The following is a 23332-nucleotide window of genomic DNA, read 5'->3' as shown; positions in this document are numbered from 1 at the left end:
AGTTCTTCAAGCAACTTGATCCATATCAATTGCCCCATTAAAAAATCGCCCACCATCAGTGAGCGATTCTACCATCTAAATTAGAATAACGCGACGATGGACCGCCACAGCCGAACAAAGATGTTGGCTTTCTCAACGGTTTGCGTCACCTTCAACGGTACCTTCGTCGTCTTGGTATTCCCCAAGAAACCTAACTGGTCACCCTTCAAGGAAATGTTGGCCGTCCCAATAGTTGTATTCTTTGAAACGGGGGCTTCCAAGGCGTTGTTCTTGGTCAGCTTCCCCTTCAACTGGGCCTTGGCCTGCACGTTGCTGGCCACTTGGTCGTTACGAATCCAGAGCTTGACGCCACTGGCCACCGCCGTCTTAGCGGTTGGTTGTTTCGCATCATTTGTCTTCACGGACTTGGCCCCAGCCACTTGGCTGTCTGCTTTAACGTCGACCGTCTTGAAATTGTTGTAAACGTACGACATCATCTTTTGCGTTTGCTTGAAACGAGATGGGTCGGTCTCAGACTTATGAGCGGCGTGTAAGACCACCGTCACGATCCGATTTCCATTGTTGTTGGCAGTCCCGGTAAAGTTGGCCCCGGCAGCGTCGGACGTCCCCGTCTTCAACCCGTCAACGTGGAGCTTAGAATAGGCAGCGGATAGGCCCTTCAACATCCAGTTCCAGTTTTCCATCTTCGTGGCATCAGCGGTGCCCTTTTCAAACCACTGCTTAGAAATCTTCGTCGTCTGTAAGACTTCTGGATATTTATTCAACAAGGCCACCGTCAACTTAGCTTGGTCAGCGGCTGACCACTTGTTTTCCGTGGAACCACTCACGTTGTCGTACCCCAGGTTACCAACTTGTTTGTTGGTCAGCCCACAGGCGTTGTAAATGGCCACGTCGGTCATCCCCAGCTTCTTGGCTTGCGCCTTCATCTGGTCAACGAACGTGTGCGGTGACCCAGCAACGGCCCCGCCTAACGCCTCAATCGCGCCGTTAGCGGAGTAGATCAATGACGCCTGGTACAGGGACTTGACCGTGTAGCTGTGACCCGCCCGCAGTGGAACATTGGACAACTTGGTGTTCTGGGCAATCTTCGCAATGTCCTTGTTGACGGTGATTTTTTGGTCCCACTTCAACTTACCATTGTGAATCGCCTGGAGAACCAGGTAGATGGACAACAGCTTCGTCATGGACGCGACGGGTAACGCTTGATCGCCGTTCTTTTCGTACAAAATCTGGCCGGTCTTGGCGTCAACGGCAATCCCCGCCTTCGCCTTCAGATTAACGGTCGTGCTCGTCTTGCTGGTCGTTGCCGCCTGGGCCGTTACCGGCGCCGTCACGGCCGTGCTCATGCCCCCGGCAAACAGCGTAACCGCCGTTACCAGGCCCATGACAACTTGCTTTAATCGTTTCATTTAATTAAAACTCCTCTATCTATGTAGTGTCGGCGCGAACCGACGCTGACTTACTTGCGCGTAGCTGGACCCTTCAACCGTTGCGGGATCTCCAACGGGTGGTCGTGTTTAACTGGCAAATGAATCACAAAACTGGTGAGCTCGTCGTCCGACTCCACGAAAATGTAGCCGCCGTGCAGGGCCACGATGCTCTGCGCAATGGCGAGACCCAACCCGGTCCCACCAGTTTCCTTGGAACGCGATTCTTCGACCCGGTAAAACCGTTCGAAGATCAGTGCCAAGGACTCCTTAGGAATCTTGGGCCCATCGTTGGTGACCCGAACCTCCAGTTCGTTGTCGCTCAGGCGCTTGGCGTTCAGATTGATTTCCTTACCACCATCGCCGTACTTCAACGCATTAGAGACCAAGTTGTTAAATACCCGGACTAGTTTCTCCGGGTCGGCCTCCATCATGAGGGTCGCTGGCTCACTGGTTGAGCCAATCGTCATACCCTTCTTCTGGGTCTCCAGCTCAAAGCTAGCACCGAGCTGTTCCAACATGGCCGCTAAGTCAATGTTGTTCAGGCTCAACGGTGTATCGGTCTGCCGTACTTTGGTGTACTCAAACAAATCGTCCACCAGGGACTTCATCTGTTTCGATTTCAAAAAGGCTGTATGCGTGTATTTTAACAGGTCGTCCTCGGAGTGATACTGCTGGTCTTCAATCAAACCCAAGTAGCCAATGATCGAGGTCAATGGCGTCCGGATATCATGACTAACGTTCGTGATCAGCTCATCTTTCGACTTCTCAATGGCCCGTTCTTCATCCATCGAGTTGATGACGGAATCCACCAGGGCGTTGACGGAATCCACCACCCGTTGCACGTCCCCACTGACCCGGAACGGAATCCGATGGTCAAAGTGACCGTTGGCAATGTAATGTAATTCGTCAATGATGTGATGCAGCTGCATCTGGTGATACCGCCGAATCAGACGCCACCAAACGACGACCCCGTCGGCCAAGACCATGAAGGTCACGAAGACGTTTTCCCAACTCCATAGTTGAAAGTGGTTGGGGCCGAATACCACGGACCGTTTGATGATAAAGATCCCATCACGCAGGCCGGGGTTGCTTTCGATTGCCTGACTGATCAGCACCAGCAATGCCAGGTTCAGCATCAACAGGAGGATGACCGTCACGACACCTTCCATGAAGAGCGCGCTTTTTTCTCGTGTCGTTAACTTCATGCGGCGGCCCCCAGTCCGCTATTTAATTGGGATGTGTGTAAATTTTCCAATGGTAACTTCCCTCTCCAATAGCCGAAACTTGTTGGCTTAGTGTGATTCAATCTTGTAACCGACGCCCCAAACGGTCTGAATAACTTTTTCGCCGTTCGTGGCTTCTTCAATCTTATCCCGCAAGTGGCTCACGTGAACCATGACGGTCTTGGCCGAAACGATGCTTTCCTGACGCCAAACGCGTTCAAAAATCTCATCAGCTGAGAAGACCCGGTTGGGGTGACTGGCCAGCAGGTAGAGAATCCCGAATTCCAGCGCCGTTAGTGAAATGGTCTTGCCAGCAATCGTCTTCACTTCGTGGGAATCCTTGTTGATAGTCAACGTCCCGATGTCCAAAACGTCTGGCGCATCGTCGGTCACTTGGTCTTGGCTCCGCCGTAACAGTGACTTGACCCGGGCCATAACTTCTAAGGGGTTAAATGGCTTGGTGACATAATCATCGGCACCAGAAATCAGCCCCTGAATCTTGTCCATGTCACCGGTCTTGGCGGACAGAATCAAGATGGGAATCTGTGAGTCTTTCCGAACTTCCTTCATGACTTCAATCCCACTCATTTCGGGCATCATAATGTCCAAAATCATCAGTGAAATGTCAGGCGTGGTGTGTAATTTGGTCAGTGCTTCCTTACCGTCATAAGCGGTCAAGGGTTCGTAACCTTCATTTTTAATGTAGATTTCAAGTAACTGAGCAATTTCTTTATCGTCATCGACAACTAAAATTTTCATCGTGTGCTAATCTCCTTTAACAGCTAGGCAACTTCACTAGCGGTCTTTCCCCGTAGGTTTACTGTCTATTTTAGCAAATAAACGCCGGAGTGCGGCCGGAAAACCCGAACCTTTAGTCGGGCGTAAGGCACTTTACCATTCCTTAATCTTACACTATTTGCCCGCTCCTGACCAACTTAGGGTTTGTGCTGGAGTTGGTGCTTTGTTGGCGCCTTACCGGGCGAGAAAAATAGGCTGGAACGCTGTGAACACGATTTCGAGCCAAAGAGCGGTCTCGAAACTCGGTTCTGCCTAACCACGGAAGAACACCGTGCTAAGGCAGTGCCACGGCTGAGCCTATTTTTCTCGCCCTCTCGGCTAACATTGAGGCACCGCCAACAACTAGTCAGTAGTCGGCAGCCCCCAAACAACTGGTCGACTTATTCAGTGGCTGTACAATGTCAGCCGTGAGGGCGGGCCTGTAGGTGCTCAGCCATGAAATTTCTCTTAGCTGAGCGGACTTCTCAGGTTAGAGAAAGGTCGGACTTTGAGACCGCTCTTCGGCTCAAAGCCGTACCCATGGCGTTCCAGCACCTACAGGCCCGCCCGGTAAGGCGCCAACCAACGCCCAATCAAAAAGAGACCAACCGTTAAGAACGGTCAGTCTCTGCATTTAAGATGTCTGCTTATTTGTAGTTAGGTGCTGCCTTCGTGATCTGCACATCGTGTGGATGTGATTCGATCAGACCGGCGTTAGAAATCCGGACGAATTGGGCGTCGTTGATCAGGTCTTGAATCGTGGCACTACCCGTGTAGCCCATCCCTGAACGTAACCCACCAACCATTTGGAAGATGATGTCGTTGACACTGCCCTTGTATTCCACGCGGGCTTCAATTCCTTCTGGCACTAACTTGTTGGCTTCGTTGACGCCACCTTGGAAGTACCGGTCGGCTGACCCATGAGACATGGACGCTAAGCTCCCCATTCCACGGTACGTCTTGTATTTCTTACCGCCATCTTCAATGATGTCGCCAGGTGCTTCGTCAGTCCCGGAGAACATGGACCCAAACATCACAGCGTTACCGCCGGCCGCAATGGCCTTGACGATGTCACCGGAATACTTGATGCCACCATCAGCGATGATTGGCTTACCAAAGTCCCGGGCAACGGCTGCGGCATCGTAAATCGCCGTCAGTTGAGGCACCCCAACACCGGCAACAATCCGCGTCGTGCAGATAGAACCAGGGCCGATACCAACTTTGACCACATCAACCCCGGCTTCAAACAGTGCCCGGGTACCTTCACCCGTGGCCACGTTTCCGGCAATCAACGTTGCGTCTGGGAATTGTTGACGAATTTCAGTAATCTTGCGGATCACCCCAGCGGAGTGACCGTGCGCCGTATCAATGATGATAGCGTCCGCGCCAGCCTTGAGCAAGGCGTCGGCCCGGTCAAAGGTGTCGGAGGTCACCCCAACGGCAGCGGCAACCAACAGGTGGTTGTTGTCATCCACTGCAGCTTGAGGGAATTCACTGGCATCATTTTCGATAGCCTTGACGCTGGCCACCATCTTGGCCTGTTCCTGGGCGCTCATATTCTTGTGGATGACCCCAAGGCCCCCGTTACGGGCCATGGTTGTCGCCATCTTGGTCTCAGTGACAGTATCCATTGAGGCACTCAGAAATGGAACGTTCAACTTCAGGTTAGGCGCTAATTGGGTACTTAAGTCGACTTCATTCGGTAAAACGTGACTTTCAGCGGGTATTAACAAAACATCATCAAAAGTGATTCCTTCTTTAGCAAACTTCGTGTCCCAATTAGACATGGTTGATATCGCTCCTCTTTTTTTCAGTCTCAGGCTCGGTTAGGAATCCTGGGAGATATTGTTTCTTAATTTACCAGTCTAGGCCAGTCAGGTCAAGGACTCTCATTGAACTATCATCGTTTTGGCCAAATGTCAAAGCAACCACGTCATTTCCCGCTGTGTACCCAGCCCAACATAAAGGGCGTCAGAGTAGTCTCCAACGCCCCTTATATTAGAGTTGTCATATCATTAATTGGTTAAAAAATATCTGGATTCAAGAAGATTGCCGCCTACAAAAGTCAGGAGCGGTGCCTGCCGTGGGGACCGCTTCCGGCCTGAGAAACGGTCCTTCAGCTCGACTTGAAGCCTCAGCAGAACCCTGAGTCTCCAAGCTCGTCCCGTGCTCTAACCTCGGCAAGTTCCGCCGAGCTAAGACCACCGACACGGCCAGCACCACTCCTGACTTTCTCCGGCTACATCGTCTTCTAATCACCATCAGTTTAGTTCGAAATTTCAATCATAGTCTTAACCACTAAAACTTCCGTTGTTAACCATAACTTAGATACTGAGTGAGCTAGCTATTTTGACCCTTCAATTAATCTGTCAGCAATCGACAAATCAATTGCCGTAAGCGTCGTACACCGCCAACTTACTCCACAAACCAGCTAATCCAATCCAAAGGTCAACTGGTCAGCACACCACATGCCAAGCCCAGTGACGCCACAGACTGCATCAACCAGGTAGTGGTCACCCGCCACCGTAGCCGCAGGTGACCAGAAATTTGGCCCGCGGTGTCGACGGAATTGGTTGGCGTTCTTGGCCGACCTAGTCCGTGGGACGAGCTTGGAGCCTCGGCGGGTTACCGAGGCTTCAAGTCGAGGGGCAAGACCGCTTCTCAGGCTTGCCCCGGTCCCCACAGCGGGCCAAATTTCTGGGCGCCGGAGGCGGCAACCAAAACGACAAACCAAACCACTACCGAAGCCGATACAACCAGTAAGTCACACTGACCCCCTCAAAGACTTGGGTGTGCTGCGCCACTTCCCGGTAATTCTCATTGAGTGGTTTCGCCAATTTCGCTGTCCCGGGGTTCAGATTACCGCTACTAATACGGCCACCCCCGCCCTGCCACTGCTTGACCATCTTGCCAGCCGGCGTGTTCAGCACGACCCATTCCACCTGGCCCTGCTTGATCAGGTTAACCTGCGACTGCAGAATTTGCGGCGCTGAGGCCTGGGGAATGTTGTAATTCTGAAAGAAATACGTCGACGGTACGGCCCCCGATGCGGTATAAAACCCCATATCGATCGAGCCGTAATTCAACATCGTCAGCGGGGCGTGGGCCGCACGCATCATGTGCCCAAAGACAAGTTGCGCGGGCTGTTGCGGCTTGGCCGTTGCCTTCTCCGTGATGGACGCATTGTTCGGAAATATCTTGGAATTCGTCACGTTATTGTTCACGCCCAGCACCAGAAACAGACTGATGAGCAGCGTCGCCAAAATCACAAACGTGTCTTCATTTTCATTTGGCAACTGGACCCGCGCAAAGAACAGCTTGCCCAGGTACACGAAAGGTAGAACAAAGCCCGCGAAATAAATCAGCTCATAATACTGGTACACCGCCCCCGCCTGATACCCGTACAGCGCAAAGAGGTCACAACCCAGTATCGTCAACAAGTACAGGCCGCGCGTGAAGTTGTGCTGGAACACATCGCGCTGGAACGTCACCAGCAGCGTTCCCACCACGCCCAGCAAGAAGAACAGGACGTTGTTCTGGAAAAATTGGGAAACGACCGTCATTGACTGCACCAGGTTGGAGAACGCGGCGACTGACGAGGTCAGGTAAACCTTGGTGTTGAACAGAATATACACGTTGATGAACGCGCTCAATCCGCCCGTGACCAGGAAGTAAATCAGCCACGGGACGGTCGTCAACAGGAACCCGCCGGCACTCCAGCCCACCACGCGCCCCAGTTGCCGCCACTGACGCTTCACCAGCAAGACGCCCACTAGTCCCAAATAAAAGACGATCCAGGCGCCTAACAACGTATACTTCGACAGGAACACGACCCCCACGATGGCGCCCTGCGCGAAGAACCACCAGTGACTGACCGTTAACCCCCGTTGGTCCAATAAGACCAGCAGGTAAATCAGGGAGATCAACAGTGGCAACGTGAAGAATTCCACCGTATCGCCGTAATCGTAGTACGGGTGATACAGAAATAGTAATGGCGATAATAACGCAATCAATAACGCGCCCAGCTGGCTGACCCTGAGCAGCTGCCCCAACTTATAGACCAGAAACATGGCCGCCACCAGCGTCGCAATTTCATAGACAAATATCAACAAGAAACTACGATTGCTGACGAGGTAGGCCAAGCCGTGAAGGAAGTAGACGTACGGTCCCTTCTGTTCAAAAATATCTTTGTAGGGAACGATGCCGTGCATCATGGCCTTGCCAACCGTGAAGAACGCGTTGTTATCCGGTGACGTATCAAAATAAAACGCCGGGGAGGTGTAGGAGCAAAAGGTCATGATAAACACGCCCACAATCGTCAACAACCCCAGAACCTGACTATTTTTACTATGCAGGTGTGTCCCTATTCGCTTCATAATAATTGCCCCTCCCCATTAATTCGGTGAACAATCAATCTCTCTGCATAAGAAAAGGCGTGGTTCCCCACGTCTCTTTAAAACTGATTGGCTACTTCTTGATCAAGTAGTGGATGGTGTAGGCTTTGTAGCCCTTTTCCACAACAGTGAACTTGAAGTACTTGCCGCCCTTGTTCAATTCCTTAGCTTCCTTGGCAGTCAAGCGAACTTCAAACTTACCGTTCTTCTTAACTCGGAACTTCTTAACGAACTTGCCCTCGCGGTTGCGTAACGTTACTTCAGCACCCTTGCGGCCCTTCTGGAAGAGAATGACGCGAGAATCCTTCTTGTAGTGTAAACGCCCACGCATCTTCTTGGCAGCGCTCATTTCCTTTTCCTTAGCAGGCTTCTTCGCAGGCTTTTCTGGTTTCTGTGGTTTTTGCGTTGCGGAACTGGATGATGAGCTGGCAGTACTGGAGCTATCAACGGCGCTACTACTGTTGGCAGCACTGCTGGAACTGCTACCGGCAACACTGCTAGAACTACTGCTAGAATCACTAACAGCTCGGCCCCCAGTAATTGGGATACTCATATCAGAAGCTCCCGAAGGCACAACGGCACTAGCTGGGGCACTCCCACTACCGCTACCACTCGCAGCGTCAGCACTACTTCCATCAGCGTTAGCGGTCGTGGCAATCCCCCCGGCAAGCGTCAGCGCAGCAACCAACCCTAAAACATATCCAAAGACTTTTTTCATAAAAAATCCTCCCCGAGAATATGGATTTTTTCGTCGAGCCCGAAAGCAGCTCAACTACTTGGTTGCATAATAGGGCCATCCGCTTGCCGGGTCAAGCGCCAACTTTTCACAGGTTCCACCCGGTTCGTGAGTGTGCCCATTAACCGCTACGGGTCAACATTTAGCGTTGAAATTCTGAACTGTAGGTCTACCAATACCAGCCATCTTTTCACAAGCAGCTGTGCCCCTGTACCACTATGCCCATTTATTGAAAAATACCAGCTGAAAAATTTTTTACAATCATTCCAATCAAAACTAAGCGAGTGTCCGGGCTTGCATTTACCAGTCTGATGGGATTGTCGGTTGTGTGCCGCCTGCCGGCCGTCAAATATAGGCTGGAACGCTGTGCGCGCGTTTGGGAGCCAAAGAACGGTCTCCCAAGCCGGCGCTGTCTAACCGGAGCAGACCACTCCGCTAAGACAGTTCCACGGCTGAGCCTATATTTGACGACCTCTCGGCTAACATTGCTGACACCCATTAGTCTGGTGAAAGCATGCCGCAACACTCCCCTATATCACGGACATTAGAGTAATATCCCAGATAACTCGAATCATTCATTCTACCCATACTGGTCAATCATCAGCCTGGCTACCAACAGAACAGGTCACCACAATCTAAAGCCGGAGGCTGACTGGGGCCACGCTGTGTCGATGTTCTTAGCGGTCTTCGCTTAGAACATGGGCCGACCTGGGAAACTCACGAACTTGGTGAGGTTTCAAGGCGCCTGAGAGACCGCCCTTTGGCTCCCAGGTTCGTCCCACAGCGTGGCCCCAGTCAGCCGCAGGCGGCATGCAATTCACTGTAACAAAAAAGGTCGGAACAAAATGTCCCGACCCCACTACAGATTAAAATATGACTGGTGCTCGGCAATAAAGCGGACTAGCTAACCACCGACGTGAGCCGGAGGAAGCCAGGGACTGCGCTGTGTCGATGTTCTTAGCGGTTTACCGCTTAGAACATGGGCCGACCTTGGAAACTCGCGAACTGAGCGAGGTTTCAAGGCGCCTGGGAGACCGCTTTTTGGCTCCCAGGTTCGCCCCACAGCGCAGTCCCTGGCAGCCGCAGGCGGCCACACACCTCCACAATCACAGCCACGGTTAATTAACCGAAGAACCCACCAGTAATCTTGTAATTCCGGCGAATCCAGTACATACCGATACCAGAGAACACAGCCAGCATCAAGCTAGGCCAACCCCCCAGAACAGGGTTGATCGTCCGTGGCATCAGTTGTGCGAAGAAGAACAGCACCATCCAGATCAAGAACCCACCTAAGACGATCAACAGGCGAATCCACCCGTTGTACTTATGTTTGATCTTTGGATCGAACAGCTTAGGCATGATCGGCATAATGAACCCGGCACCAATCGCACTGATAATGATGGCTGAAATCCCAATTGGGCTATTACTTTCCTTGACCAGGTTCGGGCTAAACAGGTAGAGTACCCCGAACATCAAGTTAAAGATCATGAAGAATGACAGCGCGTTGTAAATCATGTTTGGCCAGTAATCAGGACCGCCGAAGACTTGAACCTCACGTTCAGGCCCTTCAACGACTTCCTTGACCCGCGCATCGACATCCCCGTACAGGTTCTTAGCGGTTGCCCCACTCTTTTGGCCATCGACTAATTCTGCGACCATCTTTTGAACAGCGGCCGCCTTCTTTTCCGGCGTCAGCTTGGTCTTTTCCAAGGCCTTGTTGAACCGGAACATGTAGTCGGCGTTCCGCTTGGTCAGCCCGACGTTGTCAAAGGCTGCCCGTTCGTTAGACGCAACGGTATTGCGGTTTTGGTGCACGCCCGCGTTCCGTGGCGTTTCTTTGTTATCACTCATCTATACAGTTTCCCTTCTAAACGTTGAAACGGAATTCGACGATGTCGCCGTCTTCCATCACGTAGTCTTTCCCTTCGACCCGGAGCTTACCGGCTTCCTTAACGGCACTTTCGGATTCAAATTCATCCAAAGAATCAAAGGCCATCACTTCAGCACGGATAAACCCACGTTCAAAGTCGGAGTGAATAATCCCGGCTGCTTGAGGGGCCTTAGTCCCCTTCTTAAACGTCCAGGCACGAGTTTCCTTACCACCAGCCGTAAAGAACGTTTGCAGGCCTAAGAGCGTGTATGAAGCCCGAATCAAACGGTTCAACCCAGGTTCCTCGACGCCTTCAGCTTCCAAGAAGTCTTGCTTCTCGTCATCGTCCAATTGGGCGATTTCTTCTTCGGCTTCAGCGGCTACGGCAATGGCTTCGGCGCCTTCCTTAGCAGCGTAATCCTTGATGAGACCAAAGTACTTGGAATCCTCAGGATCAGCCATGTCGTCTTCGGCAATGTTGGCCACGTATAAGACTGGCTTAGACGTCAATAAGAAGAGGCCCTTAACGATCTTCATTTCTTCTTCATCAAAGTCAATGGTCCGAACGGCACCGCCGGCTTCGAGAACTGGCTTGATTTTTTCGAGAACGGACAATTCAGCCTTAGCTTCCTTGTCACTCCCCTTAGCCGCCCGTTCAACCTTAGCCAACCGCTTGTTAACGGCTTCCAAGTCGGAGAGACCGAGTTCCAAGTTAATGGTTTCGATATCATCGATTGGATCGATCTTCCCAGAAACGTGGGTGATGTTGTCGTCGTCAAATGCCCGCACAACGTGGACGATAGCGTCCACTTGGCGAATGTTTTCCAGGAATTGGTTTCCTAGACCTTCACCCTTGCTGGCACCCTTAACGATTCCGGCAATATCCGTAAATTCAAACGTGGTTGGGACAACTTTTTTAGCTGGAATCAGTTCTTGAATCCGGTCGAGCCGGCTATCTGGAACTTCTACCATCCCCACGTTAGGGTCAATGGTTGCAAATGGGTAGTTCGCCATTTCGGCCCCGGCCTTTGTAATCGCGTTAAATAAAGTGGACTTACCGACGTTGGGCAGTCCGACAATCCCTGCAGTTAATGACATAAAAATTATTCACTCTTTCCATTGTCAGCGTCGGCCTTACGGACCAGCACCTTTTTAAGTTTTTTTTCGAAATCACGCCGCGAGAGCATTACCACGTGCCCGCAGTTGGTACACTTGATTTTGATATCCGCACCCATCCGGGTAATTTCCCAACGGTTAGTTCCGCAAGGATGGGGCTTCTTCATTTCTACCAAATCACCTAAATCGTACATGGCTTTCCCTCCAATGTTCGCTAATCCAAGTGGATATCCAGTAGGTCCAAGATTCGGTTCAAATCATCGTTAGACATGTATTCAATCTCAATGTGTCCCTGATGATCCTTGTTCGTGGCCTCGTTGATGGAGACCTGCGTGCCGAACCGTTCTTGTAATTGATTCTCAGTTGACCGGAGGAAGGGTGACTTCTTCTTGGCCGGCTTCTTGGCGAGCTTCTTCGCTGCACCATTCAGCTTACCAACTTCGGCCTCCAGCGTCCGCACGGTCATACCATCTGCGACTGCCTTCTTAGCCAAGGCGACCAATTTACTCTTGTCCTTCAAGGACAACAGCGTCCGGGCCTGCCCCATTGACAGCTCGTTGTGTTGGAGCATATCCTTCACAGCCTTAGGCAAGCCGAGCAAACGCAGGTAGTTGGCGATGTATGGCCGACTCTTCCCCAACCGTTCGGAGACTTGCGCCTGCGTCAACGTTAATTTAGTCATCAACGTATCGTAGGCTTCGGCCTCTTCCAGTGGCGTCAAATCTTCGCGCTGGAGGTTTTCCAACACGGCGATCTCCATCATCTGTTCCTCGGTCACGTCTCTGACGATGCCAGGGATTGTGTCCTTACCAGCCAGCTTGGACGCTCTGAAACGCCGTTCGCCAGCTAGGATCTCGTAACGTTGGACCTGCTTGTCCGGTTGACGCACGATGATCGGTTGAAAGACGCCGGCCTTTTGAATGGAGGCTGCCAGGTCGTCTAACCCCTTCTTATCAAACTTCTGCCGTGGCTGATACGGGTTGGGCCGGATATCGGCTAACGTCAGGTCAGCAACGGTCTCTTCGCCGGTGTCCACGCCGTTTTCCGCAAACAGCGCGTCGATTCCCCGTCCTAAACTTTTCTCTTTCTTACTTGCCATGGGCAGCTAGCACTTCCTTTGCGAGTTCAGAGTAAACTTCCGCGCCTTTAGATTTCGGTGCGTAATCAATAATTGGCATGCCGTGACTAGGTGCTTCCGCTAACTGAACGTTCCGCGGAATAATCGTGGCGTAGACCTTGTTTTGGAAATACTTTTTAACTTCTTCGTTGACCTGCTTACCCAGGTTCGTCCGGGCATCGTACAGCGTCAACAGCACGCCTTCGATCTTCAGGTCGCGGTTAAAGTGCTTTTGGACCAGCTTGACCGTGTTCAACAGCTGCGTCAATCCTTCCAGCGCGTAGTATTCACTCTGCACGGGAATCAGGATCGAGTTAGCGGCCGTAAACGCGTTGATGGTCAACAGTCCCAGCGATGGTGGGCAATCGATCAAGATGTAATCGTAGCTGTCCTGCACGTCGTCAAGAGCAGCCTTCAACCGTGTCTCCCGCGCCATCATGGGGGTCAGTTCAATTTCGGCCCCAGAAAGCTGGATGGTTGCTGGCACGACGTCCAACCCAGGGTGCTCCGTGTGTAAAATGGCCTCCTGGATGGGTGTTTCGTTGACCAAGACGTCGTAAATTTCACGCTCAATGGTGGCCTTTTGAATGCCGACCCCACTGGTAGCGTTACCCTGTGCATCGGTATCCACCAGCAGGACTTTTTGGCCAGCTGAAGCCAAAGCGGCTCCTAAGTTGACCCCGGTCGTGGTCTTACCCACACCGCCCTTTTGATTGGCTAATGCAATGATGTAGCCCATATGTCGTTCCACCTCTAGCTTTCTTTGGGAATATCTATTGTGATGCGGTAACCGTCAGCCGTCTCCTCTTCCTTGGTCGTCAACGTCATTCCGGCGTCGGTAACCATCTTGACTGACTTACGAATGGTGTTCACGGCGATGCGGGTATCCCCCGTTACGCTACGTTTCGTCACCCGGCGTCGTTTCTTCTTGGGTTGCTTTCCTTTGGCGATTAGCGCCTCGGTCTCCTTGACCGTGAGGCCCTCGTCGATCACCGTCTTCAACACGGTACCTTGATCCGCAGTGGGAACGGCCAATAGCGCACGGCCATGACGTTCCGTAATCTTAGGATCCAAAATGGCGTCGGTCACGGGTGCACTCAGTTTGAGCAATCGCAATTTGTTGGCCACAAAGCCTTGGGACTTCCCAATGCCTTCTGCCAGTTGCGCCTGCGTCATGTGGTTGAGTTCCATCAACTGTTGATAGGCGTGGGCCTCTTCAACGGCGGTCAACTCTTCACGCTGAAGGTTTTCAATCAGCGCCATGGAGGCCGTTTCGTCGTCGTTCATGGATTCGATAATAGCTGGCACTGTCTCCCATTTCAAATACGAGACGGCCCGAAAACGCCGTTCACCGGCAATCAATTCGTAATGGTCGGTCTCGTATTCCCGGAGCACGATGGGCTGTAAGAGCCCGTGCTCTTGAATGGTTTGGGCCAGCTCCGTAATGCCCGTGGCATCGAAGCGACGCCGCGGTTGAAACCGGTTGGGAATGATCTGCGCAACCGGAATCATCACCACGTTTTGTTTCACAGGATGTGCCGGATGCGTGGCTTTTTCCCGATTATTTCCAAATAATGAAAATGGCAATTATCTTACCCCCATCCCATTAATCTTCTAACGGCTCCCGGTTCGGTGTTCCCGCCTTACGTGGGTACCGCTTAGGTGTGTGCTTGACCTTGTCAATGACCACGATGTGACGTGGGTCGTTGGATTCAGGCAAATTAAAAGCATGGTCCGCGTTCAGCTTACCGCCCAACGTGGTGATAGCCGTCTGGCTGACAGCCAATTCATTCTCCGTCTGAGCCGCTTTTAACGCAACAAACTGGCCACCGACCTTAACCAGTGGCAGGCACAGTTCACTCAGCACGGACATCCGGGCAACGGCGCGGGCCGTCACGAGGTCAAACGCTTCCCGGGAATCGGCCCGTTTGCCACCGAACTCTTCGGCCCGCGCGTGATGAAACGCAACGCCGGTCAGGTTCAACTTGGCTGCCAGGTCGTTTAGGAAAGTGATCCGCTTGTTCAACGAATCTACGATCGTGATCTGCAGTTGCGGGAACAGGATCTTCAACGGTAACGAAGGAAAGCCAGCTCCGGCTCCCACGTCACAGAGCGTCAACGGTTCCGTCCGCATTGCGGGCACGTAAAAAGCGGGGGTCACCGAGTCATAAAAATGTTTCAAGTAGACGTCGGGCTCCGCGGTAATCGTGGTTAAATTAACGTGTTCGTTGGTCGCCACCAAGAATTGGTAGTAGTCAGCGAATTGTTGTTGCTGTGTGTCGTTTAACGCAATGCCCTGCGCAGCGAGCGCGGCACGAAATTCTTCAGGATTCATGCAATATCTCCCAGTTCACTTCTGTGAAACACAATTGTTTCACGCTTATTTATACTTTACCTTACTTACAGGCGAAACGCAACCGAACTGACGGTTCAATTGGGGCTCGTCTTCACGTCGTTTCCTATTATACCGAAAAGCGGCGTCACATGAAACGGCAATTGCCCAGGGAAAATAAGATGAGGGGTGATTCCCGTTGACCTACTGGGAATCACCCCTCATGAACTCTTTTCAATTTACTTTTCTCGTGGCTAATGTTCCGCCTTACCGGGCGCCAAATATGGGCTGGAACGGTGCCGGCACAACTTGAAGCCTCGAAAAACCCGAGTCTTCAAGCTTGGCCTTGTTCTAAGCCGTAAACGGCTAAGAACAACGAGGCGCCTGAGCCCATATTTGGCGCCCTCTCGGCTAAGATTAGCCGTTGATTGCAATCTATTCATTCAGATAAATTAGCATCAATTTTGGTTGGTTATTCTTCGAGAATTGAGATTGCTTGCTGTTAGCCTGCTCGCTGATCTACAAGAATCGTGGGGTTATTCACGCTACATCGATGGTCCAGCTGCTCTCTTTGAGAGGGTTAGCCTGGGGCGGTGCTTGACGAAGCCCGTGCTGTTGACGTCGATGGTGTCGATGATGGTCTGACCCAAATATAGTGGTTGGTGGGTCACACTCGCCATTCCCCGTTGAATCGTAATGACGTTGTAGCTACAGCCGTCGTGGACCTCGTGGCGGTTCGGGTCCTGACAGTCAATGTACGTGGACGCCGATCCCACCGCCGTTACTGGGATATTCAGATCGACCAGGTAACTGGCATCGAAGTGCAAGTGCCCGGCAAAAATACCCCCAATGTTGTGACCGTGCAGAATGGCCAGCAGTTCGCGGTTATTTTGCAGTAAGGCGTAGCGCATACTGTGCAAGGCCGGGGCGTCCAACGGGTGGTGGAGAAAAATAAAGGCCCGCCGCCGAGGTGCTAGGTGGAGATTCTTATTCAACCAGTCTAGTTGCTGGCGATCCAACCAGCCGGCCTCCTTGTTCGGTTCCCATTTGGAATCCAGAAAGTAAAAATCCATGTTCTGATACATCTGCTTATACGCGTAATACGGTTGGTGTGCTTGTTCTAAGTAGCCGGTGTTGAAGGCTTCCCGGTCGTCGCCATCCCCTAAGATAACGTTGACCGGCGCTCCTAGACGCTTCGCCTGTTGGGCCAGGTACTGCCGGAGCCACGCATAATCCTGTGAAGTCCCCTCCTGAAGCAGGTCGCCCCCCACCACCACTAAGTCTGGTCGGAGGTCGTGCGCTAAAACATCGTCAAAGATGCGTTGTAGTTTGGCCGTTGGCGGGAGCTGCTGGTGGTACTGCGGTTCCGCCGTGGTTAACTGTGGATCAGATATGTGAACGATTGTGAATTTATTCATGCCCCCGTTGCCCCCATCAAATAAACTTGCGGCCACCGGGACAGCACCCGGCGACAGCAGAACCCCGACTATCACTAAGTTACTCCCTAGCATAGCGGATTCTTGTAAATAATTGATGTGGTCTCTGTCAACATCTTGTAAATTTTCCGCAAAAACTGAGCAAACTTACCGAGCCACCCGATTCTACTCGGCCAAAATTAGCGATTCAATTTCTTTTCATCACATAACTAATCAAGGCCCCCAGAAACAACTCTGAGGGCCCAGCTTTATTTTCAATTAGTAGCGGTTCTTCGGCTTCCGCACGAACCATAGCATGGGGAGCCAGGTTAAAATCAACAAGACCAACGTATCCGTATTCGTGGCTGACATGGGATCATCCTCTTCCCCTAATTTTGACCCCATCATACCAAGCTCATGTAACGATTCTGTATGGAAAGACCACCCGTTTCTGTAAAGTTTTTTTCATCAAAAAAGGCAGTGCCAGACCGCAGTCTGACACTACCTTTATCGTCGTTATTTCAAACGACGTTTAGCTTATTCACTTTACGAAGCTAGTTCTTAATGGCCCGAACTTCTTCAAGGAACCACTTGTTGAAGGCTGCGTCGTCGATGTCGACAGAAACCTTCGCGTTGGTCTTGCCATCGTGGTAAGCCCCACGAATATCGCCGACCGTTTCACCAATAGATGGGCCATCGGTCACAATATCGATCCACATATCTTTGGTCGTGATGGCTTCTGGGTGCAACAGGTAGAAGATGGTGTTCACGTCATGCATGGCGATCCCAGCATCACTGTTGTCACCATCGTTAACGATGATGTCGTGCAACATCTTCCCAGTCTCACTGATCTTAGGCAATTCTTCGATGCTTTCGTGGGTCAGCAAAGCCTTCATGGTGATGTCCAAACCAACCATCACGATTGGCACACCAGACTTGTAAACGATAGCGGCAGCATCTGGGTCGGTGAAGACGTTGAATTCAGCAGCACTCGTCATGTTCCCCATGCCTAATGAACCACCCATGGCAACGATCCGTTCGATGTGGCTCTTAACTTCTGGGTATTCGGAGAAGAGCAAGGCGATGTTGGTGTATGAACCGGTTGGAACCAACGTGATTGGATCTGGGCTAGCCATGATTTCGTCATGCAAAGCTTCAACGGCCGTCTTGTGTAATGGTGTTGGCAAATCAGTTGGGAATTCGTAGCCAGGCATCCCGGAAGCACCGTGAATCCGAGCAGCGTCTTCAAAGTCCTTGAACAATGGTTGTTCAGCACCACCGGCAACTGGGATGTCTTGGTTGAAGAACCGAACGATCTTCAAGGCGTTGATGGTGGTCTTGTCGACCGTAACGTTACCAGCAACCGTGGTGATCAAATTTAAGTCAATCTTAGGGTCGTTGATAGCCATGGTCAAAGCAGCTGCATCGTCAATACCTGGGTCTGTATCCATAATAATTTTGATAGTCATAATAAAATATCCTCCCAATGAAATTAGTTGTAATTTTATAAAGCGGAAACGCTTACGTTTTAGGCTGGCGGTTAATTCCCGCTATAACATGGCACTGAAGACCAAGTCACACAGGAATAACACACCAAGCAGATAAACTGGCCAGGTCAATTCTTTGGCCTTGCCCAACGCCACTTTCATGATGGGGTAGCAAACGAAACCGAAAGCCAACCCGGTGGCAATACTATTGGTGAACGAAATTAACACGATGATCAGAAAGGCTGGGAACCACTCGGAGAAGTCCTTCATGTCAATGTTGCCGATGGCCGCCATCATAATGGCCCCAGTGATGATGATCACCGGTGCAATGGCAGCTGAAGGCACGTAGGCCAACAGCGGCACGAAAATCAGGGAGAGGGCAAACAGGACTGCGGCCACTAAGGCCATGATCCCGGTCCGACCCCCACTCTCAATTCCGGAGGCACTTTCGGCAGCGGCAACGGTCGGGCTGGTTCCTAAGAATCCAGACAGGAACGTGGTGACCGCACTCCCCTCGAAGGTCTTCTTGAACTTCTTGTGGTTTGGCAACAGGCCTTGTAACAGGCCCATCGACTCGAAGACCAAAATCATGGTCATTGAGAAGGCCGCTAAGATGAACGGCGTGCTCAACCAGTGAGAGAAGTCATTCTTGAAGACGATTTCGTGGTATTGACCCAACCGTGCTAAATCAACGGTGGGGGTGTCACTATCCTTCACACCCAGGAAGAACGCCAGCAAACTCGTGGCAATAATGCCGATGAAGAAGTTGCCTTTAATCTTGCGGATGTAGAGAATCAAGCTGAGTACCAGGCCAAACAGTGCCAATAACGGCGTTGGTTTGGTCAAATCACCCAGCACGACCAGTGAGGTTTTACCGGCGACAATCAGGCCCGCTTTTTCCAGGCCGATTTCAACCAGGAAGAGCCCGATCCCCGCGGTAATCCCACTCTTCAGCGATTCTGGAATCGCCTCCGAGAGAATGGTCGAAACTTTGGTGAAGGCAATCAACATGTAAATAAAACTGGCGACCGCCGCGATACCCAGTGCTTCTTGCCAACTCAGGCCCATGTTCACCACGATGGTGTAGGTAAAGAAGGCGTTGACCCCCATCCCTGGCGTCAAGATCACCGGTGCGTTGGCCCAAAAGGCCATCATCAAACACCCAATGACTGACGAGAAAATGGTGGCGAAGACGCTCAAGTCCGTGGGAATCCCCGCGTCCTTTAGGATCAACGGGTTCACGATAATAATGTAGGAGATGGCGAAGAACCCCGTCACCCCGGCGATTATCTCGTTTCGAACGACATCCTTATGTCGCAGTGCTTCGCGTAGCGTCATGTTGTTGGCGCGTTCCACCTGCGTCTGTTGCTTATCCATAAAAATCCCTATCTTTCGGTGCGCCAGCTGTGACGCACAAACTTCACGGGCATTGCAACCGGAGGGTCTCAAACTTCCGGCTGGGTTTCACTTTCCCGCTGAGGAAAGGTCGGACACCCGTACGGCTGGCAATTGCCAACCGCCTTATATTTTAACATGGTCCTTCGTTACTGCCAAAAGGTTATGGGCTTAGTTGTTGGGTGGTCACTTGTTGGTTGGGGTGGGGCTGAAACTGCGATGCCCGCCTGCGGCTGGCAGGGACCGCGCTGTGGGGCAAACCTGGGAGCCCAAGGGCGGTCTCCCAGGCGCCTTGAAACCTCGCCCAGTTCGCGAGTTTCCAAGGTCGGCCCATGTTCTAAGCGGTAAACCGCTAAGAACATCGACACTGCGCGGTCCCTGCCATCCTCCGGCTCACGATTGGTGCGTCACCACAACCACGTGAGCGACCCACAACTAAGCCCATGAACCGGCAGTAACTCAGCCTGAATGTTAGTTGGCCACTATTTGTTGTGAGCTAGCGAGTTCACAACGTTGTCGCTGAAAACCAGGACAAATTGCTTATTGTCCCTACCCTCCATTCACCAGAACCATGGTTTTAACAACCACTATCCAGCGAACGGAGGGCCGGGGGCTCAGGCGTGGAACTGTCTTAGCGACGAGCTTTTCGTCGGTTAGACAGCGCCGGCTTGGGAGACCGCACTTTGGCTCCCAAACGCGCGCACACCGTTCCAGCCCCGCAAGGCCCGCAGTGAGCGGCACCCCTCGCGCCATTTTGCCACTAAAACCAAGGTCCTAGTGACACAGATGGCCCAGGAAGCTAGTGCCCCTGGGCCATCCAATTTTTAGCCTACTCGCATGAGTGAGCGTTTAATTTTACCAAACAAACAGTCCTACAATTCCGGCTGATAGCAAGGAAACCAGAATCCCGGAAAGGAGCATGTAACCAACGTTCTTAGAAATAAGTTCGTTGTTTTCACGGTCAACGATCCCCTTGAAACAACCGATAATCATCCCAGTAGTTGAGAAGTTAGCGAATGAAGTCAAGAAGACAGTCAGGATTGCCCGGTAGTGAGGTGAGAAAGCATTCGTGTTGATGGTTGAAGAAATCTTACCCATGACAACGAATTCGTTCGTAACCAACTTAGTACCCATGTACTGTGCGAAGCCGAACGCATCGTGTACGTTCAGACCCATTAACCATGCAAATGGGAACATGATGATCCCTAAGATGTGTTCCAGGGATAACCATGGGTATACCAAGCCAAGCAACTTGTCGATCAAAGCAGCTAAAGCAACGAAGGCGATAACGTTGGCGGCGATGATCAAGATCAGACGACCAGCACCCAAGATGGAGTCACCCAAGAATGAGAAGAATGGTTCGCGCTTCCCGTCATCTTCAACGGCGCCTTCTTCAGCAGCAGCGGAGTTAGACCCACCAATTTTGGCGATGGTGTCTTCTTCTGGGGCCACTTCAACAGGGTTTAACATGTTCGTCACGATGATGGCATTCAAGATGTTAATTGGAACGGCCGTCAAAACGAATTGCCCAGGAACCATTTGGGTATATGCACCCAGAATGGAGGCAGTGATACATGACATGGACATCATAGCAAGCGTCAAGTTACGTTCTTTACGCATGCTCTTCAATTGTAATTGAGAAACGGCTAAGGCTTCAGTGTTACCTAAGAACATCATTTCAACAGAGAAGAATGATTCGAACTTAGGTTGACCAGTAATGAAGGAAAGGCCACGACCAACCCACTTGATGATCCAAGGTAAGATCCCGATGTAAGTCAGGATATCAAACATTGGAACAACCAATAAGATTGGCAGCAATGAACTGGTAATGAAGTTCATGGACTTAGCAGTCCCACCGAATTGTGGCGTTACCCAGTTAGGTAAGGCGAAGACAATCCCTTGGTAGGCAACTTGCACTAACCAGTTGAAACCATCTGCGGCACCCTTAACAATGTCTTGCCCGATTGAGAAACTGGTGAAGAACCAGGCTAAGATCAAGTTAAGTACTAAAACAATGGCAGTTGATTTCCAATTAATTTTCTTCTTATTCTTAGAGAATAAGAAAGCGATAGCGAGGTAAACGATTACCCCTAAAATATTGACTGCGACTAGCATTGGTCAAAATACCTCTTTCCGATATTATTGTTTGATGCACGAGCGTTCCCGCACAAAAGTTGACACGATGTTGCTGCAGAAATTATGTAACGCATAACTTCTGTTACGAACGAACGACGCCGGTTCGTAACGGTTGAGTCTCAGCGACCACCAAGGAAAAAATTGGTGAATAATTGATAAATTACAGCTTAGTGATCAGCTGACCTTTGCAACCCAATCGAACTTATCCGGTATGACGCTCCCTCACCCCCTTTCAAGGTTCGTTCTGCACTTATTTATTGCGTAATTTCATTTAAAAAGCTATGTCCGGCAGCGTAGGCTGCTAAACCGAAGTTCTCGAGGACCGTGGCCCCCACGTCGGCTAACGTCCGGCGAATGCCCAACGCGTGTGCGCTTGGTCGGGACGGTGAGTACGCCAGTAGTGGTAAATACTCACGAGTCGGCGTGACTGCCATGGTCGGATCGTCAGCATGGGTGGCGGTGACGATCAATAAATCGTTGGCCCCCATGTCATGCTTGACCTGAGTGAGATACCGGTCGGCGCTTTCCAGGGATTCCCCAAACGCATGGGGATCTTGCTGGGAACCGGCGAACCGGAAATCTGGTAGGACTACGTAGGTCAATCCTGAAGCCGGCTGATACAACCGGTCGTAGAGAATGCGGAAGGCATCCTGATTACTGCCAAGTTGATACCGTTGTGCCAGGTCCTGGGTCTGGAGATAACTGAGAAACGGTCCGGCGAGACTGACGTCATAACCAGCCGTGGGTAACGTGTCAAACACACTTTCCGTGCGCTCGCGCCCAGTGAAATCCCACATCTCACGTAATCCCGTGGCGCGCCGGTTACCTTCCGCCTGCACGTGCAAGCGGCCAAAGAAACCGGCGGGCTGATCTACCGGAGGAACTCCGGGGACGGGATGGTCAACACGAATATTACCAAGCCCCAACTGCTGTAATGTTGGAAGATTTAGTTTATCGGGCCAACTAACCGCCACGTGACCCAACGTATCGGCGCCCACAGATTGAAAGCGGTTAGCATCCGGTGCTTCGCCCAGACCCAATCCAGCAAAATCAATCACAAAAATGCGATGAAAGGCCACTACTTCTCACTCCTTAGGTCAACGTTCCATAAAATTCTTTAACAAATTTTTTCGGTCTAGTAATAATATACCTTTTCCGAACCGGCCTGTAAATGGTCGATTGCGGAAAACTATTTATTAGCTATTTCCGAACATTTAGGCGATGAATCAGTTACGGGAAGCCGTCTATTCAGGAGCATTCCGAACGACGTCCTTAATTTGCTAAAAGGATTTACCTTTAACAATTACCCTAGTTTTCAAAGATCAAAAAGGAGCTGATAGCCCGGCTAGTCTACGGGATTTCCCATTAAACTATTTATACCGAGACCATCGTCTAAAACTGTAAATCTCTGGTTGACCCGAACGACAAGTCCCTTAGAAATCAAAAACGGGCTTCAAGTTTATTTAGAGAATAACTTGAAGTCCGCTAACTCATGGAAAGGAGGTTGTGATTGTTACTAAATTTCCGTTGCGTAAACTTTTTAATTCTTAATCGCCTCATAACTGTCGTTTCCACTGAGCAGACACAGCCCTTTTAACTCTTTCACTATTTATCTTCTGGCTGCCGTTTTCAGTTTTACTTGGAACTTAATTCCTTCATCACTTTACCAAGACTCGCTATTAACGATTCTTCTTGAAATCCTTGTGAACCTCGCCGCAGTGACATCCGAGCTCTAGCTTGAATCTGGAACTGTTTACAAGTCTTTAAACACTTACGCTTACAACAAGCACTAAGTTAAACCTTTATTCAGTTTTTCGTGAACCATATTCGTGAACCATGATACATGACCCAAATCCTTTTGTTTGGAACCGCTAGAGTTCGTTAGAAGGTTTATCGGAGTTGTT

General features: G+C 51.1%; 19 protein-coding genes. All 19 read right to left on the bottom strand.

The features are described 5' to 3' along the window. Positions 1 to 80: 80 nt before the first annotated feature. A complete protein-coding gene (locus tag EKM87_RS08050; protein ID WP_125683614.1) occupies positions 81 to 1409 on the bottom strand; it encodes a serine hydrolase in 1329 nt (442 codons plus the stop codon). Between the two features lie 50 nt (positions 1410 to 1459). Continuing rightward, positions 1460 to 2635: a sensor histidine kinase gene (locus EKM87_RS08045; RefSeq protein ID WP_125683612.1), complete on the bottom strand. Its 1176-nt coding sequence runs from the start codon at positions 2633 to 2635 to the stop codon at positions 1460 to 1462. 87 nt (positions 2636 to 2722) lie between these two features. After that, complete coding sequence (locus EKM87_RS08040; protein ID WP_125683610.1) at positions 2723 to 3412, bottom strand: response regulator transcription factor; 690 nt, start codon at positions 3410 to 3412, stop codon at positions 2723 to 2725. A gap of 665 nt (positions 3413 to 4077) precedes the next feature. Next, positions 4078 to 5217 (bottom strand): IMP dehydrogenase, encoded by a 1140-nt coding sequence (gene guaB, locus EKM87_RS08035; protein ID WP_125683608.1) that lies wholly within the window; start codon positions 5215 to 5217, stop codon positions 4078 to 4080. A 951-nt stretch (positions 5218 to 6168) separates the two neighbouring features. Next, on the bottom strand, positions 6169 to 7806 hold the full coding sequence (locus EKM87_RS08030) for a teichoic acid glycosyl transferase (protein ID WP_225428420.1): 1638 nt from the start codon (positions 7804 to 7806) through the stop codon (positions 6169 to 6171). A 91-nt stretch (positions 7807 to 7897) separates the two neighbouring features. Continuing rightward, positions 7898 to 8542, bottom strand: a complete 645-nt coding sequence (locus tag EKM87_RS08025) for a hypothetical protein (RefSeq protein ID WP_125683603.1) — start codon at positions 8540 to 8542, stop codon at positions 7898 to 7900. 1140 nt (positions 8543 to 9682) lie between these two features. Then, a complete protein-coding gene (locus EKM87_RS08020; RefSeq protein WP_125683601.1) occupies positions 9683 to 10411 on the bottom strand; it encodes a DUF1129 family protein in 729 nt (242 codons plus the stop codon). A gap of 16 nt (positions 10412 to 10427) precedes the next feature. Beyond that, positions 10428 to 11528: a redox-regulated ATPase YchF gene (gene ychF / locus EKM87_RS08015; RefSeq protein ID WP_125683599.1), complete on the bottom strand. Its 1101-nt coding sequence runs from the start codon at positions 11526 to 11528 to the stop codon at positions 10428 to 10430. Positions 11529 to 11533: 5 nt separating this feature from the next. Next, positions 11534 to 11740 carry a DUF951 domain-containing protein gene (locus tag EKM87_RS08010; protein WP_125683597.1) on the bottom strand — a complete coding sequence of 69 codons (207 nt, stop codon included), beginning with the start codon at positions 11738 to 11740 and terminating at the stop codon, positions 11534 to 11536. A 20-nt stretch (positions 11741 to 11760) separates the two neighbouring features. Then, complete coding sequence (locus EKM87_RS08005; protein ID WP_125683595.1) at positions 11761 to 12645, bottom strand: ParB/RepB/Spo0J family partition protein; 885 nt, start codon at positions 12643 to 12645, stop codon at positions 11761 to 11763. Next, complete coding sequence (locus tag EKM87_RS08000; RefSeq protein ID WP_125683594.1) at positions 12635 to 13402, bottom strand: ParA family protein; 768 nt, start codon at positions 13400 to 13402, stop codon at positions 12635 to 12637. Before EKM87_RS08000 ends, EKM87_RS08005 begins: the two co-directional genes overlap by 11 nt. Positions 13403 to 13416: 14 nt before the next feature. Continuing rightward, positions 13417 to 14250 (bottom strand): nucleoid occlusion protein, encoded by an 834-nt coding sequence (gene noc, locus EKM87_RS07995; protein ID WP_125683592.1) that lies wholly within the window; start codon positions 14248 to 14250, stop codon positions 13417 to 13419. Positions 14251 to 14269: 19 nt separating this feature from the next. Continuing rightward, positions 14270 to 14998: a 16S rRNA (guanine(527)-N(7))-methyltransferase RsmG gene (rsmG, locus tag EKM87_RS07990; protein WP_125683590.1), complete on the bottom strand. Its 729-nt coding sequence runs from the start codon at positions 14996 to 14998 to the stop codon at positions 14270 to 14272. A gap of 542 nt (positions 14999 to 15540) precedes the next feature. Then, a complete protein-coding gene (locus EKM87_RS07985) occupies positions 15541 to 16413 on the bottom strand; it encodes a metallophosphoesterase family protein (protein ID WP_125683588.1) in 873 nt (290 codons plus the stop codon). A 276-nt stretch (positions 16414 to 16689) separates the two neighbouring features. Continuing rightward, positions 16690 to 16815, bottom strand: coding sequence for a hypothetical protein (locus tag EKM87_RS12620; protein WP_263853770.1), 126 nt, complete (start codon positions 16813 to 16815; stop codon positions 16690 to 16692). Between the two features lie 149 nt (positions 16816 to 16964). Further along, complete coding sequence (rihC, locus tag EKM87_RS07980) at positions 16965 to 17879, bottom strand: ribonucleoside hydrolase RihC (RefSeq protein ID WP_125683586.1); 915 nt, start codon at positions 17877 to 17879, stop codon at positions 16965 to 16967. Positions 17880 to 17960: 81 nt separating this feature from the next. Continuing rightward, entirely contained in the window at positions 17961 to 19274 is a 1314-nt protein-coding gene (locus EKM87_RS07975; protein ID WP_125683584.1) for an NCS2 family permease, read from the bottom strand. Positions 19275 to 20147: 873 nt separating this feature from the next. After that, positions 20148 to 21407, bottom strand: a complete 1260-nt coding sequence (locus EKM87_RS07970; RefSeq protein ID WP_125683582.1) for a NupC/NupG family nucleoside CNT transporter — start codon at positions 21405 to 21407, stop codon at positions 20148 to 20150. 275 nt (positions 21408 to 21682) lie between these two features. Continuing rightward, positions 21683 to 22507 carry an alkaline phosphatase family protein gene (locus tag EKM87_RS07965; RefSeq protein WP_125683580.1) on the bottom strand — a complete coding sequence of 275 codons (825 nt, stop codon included), beginning with the start codon at positions 22505 to 22507 and terminating at the stop codon, positions 21683 to 21685. Between the last annotated feature and the right edge of the window lie 825 nt (positions 22508 to 23332).

The organism is Levilactobacillus yonginensis (assembly GCF_003946265.1).
GTDB lineage: Bacteria > Bacillota > Bacilli > Lactobacillales > Lactobacillaceae > Levilactobacillus > Levilactobacillus yonginensis.
Note: the sequence above shows the minus strand (reverse complement) of the source record. Positions and strands in the feature narration are given on the sequence as shown.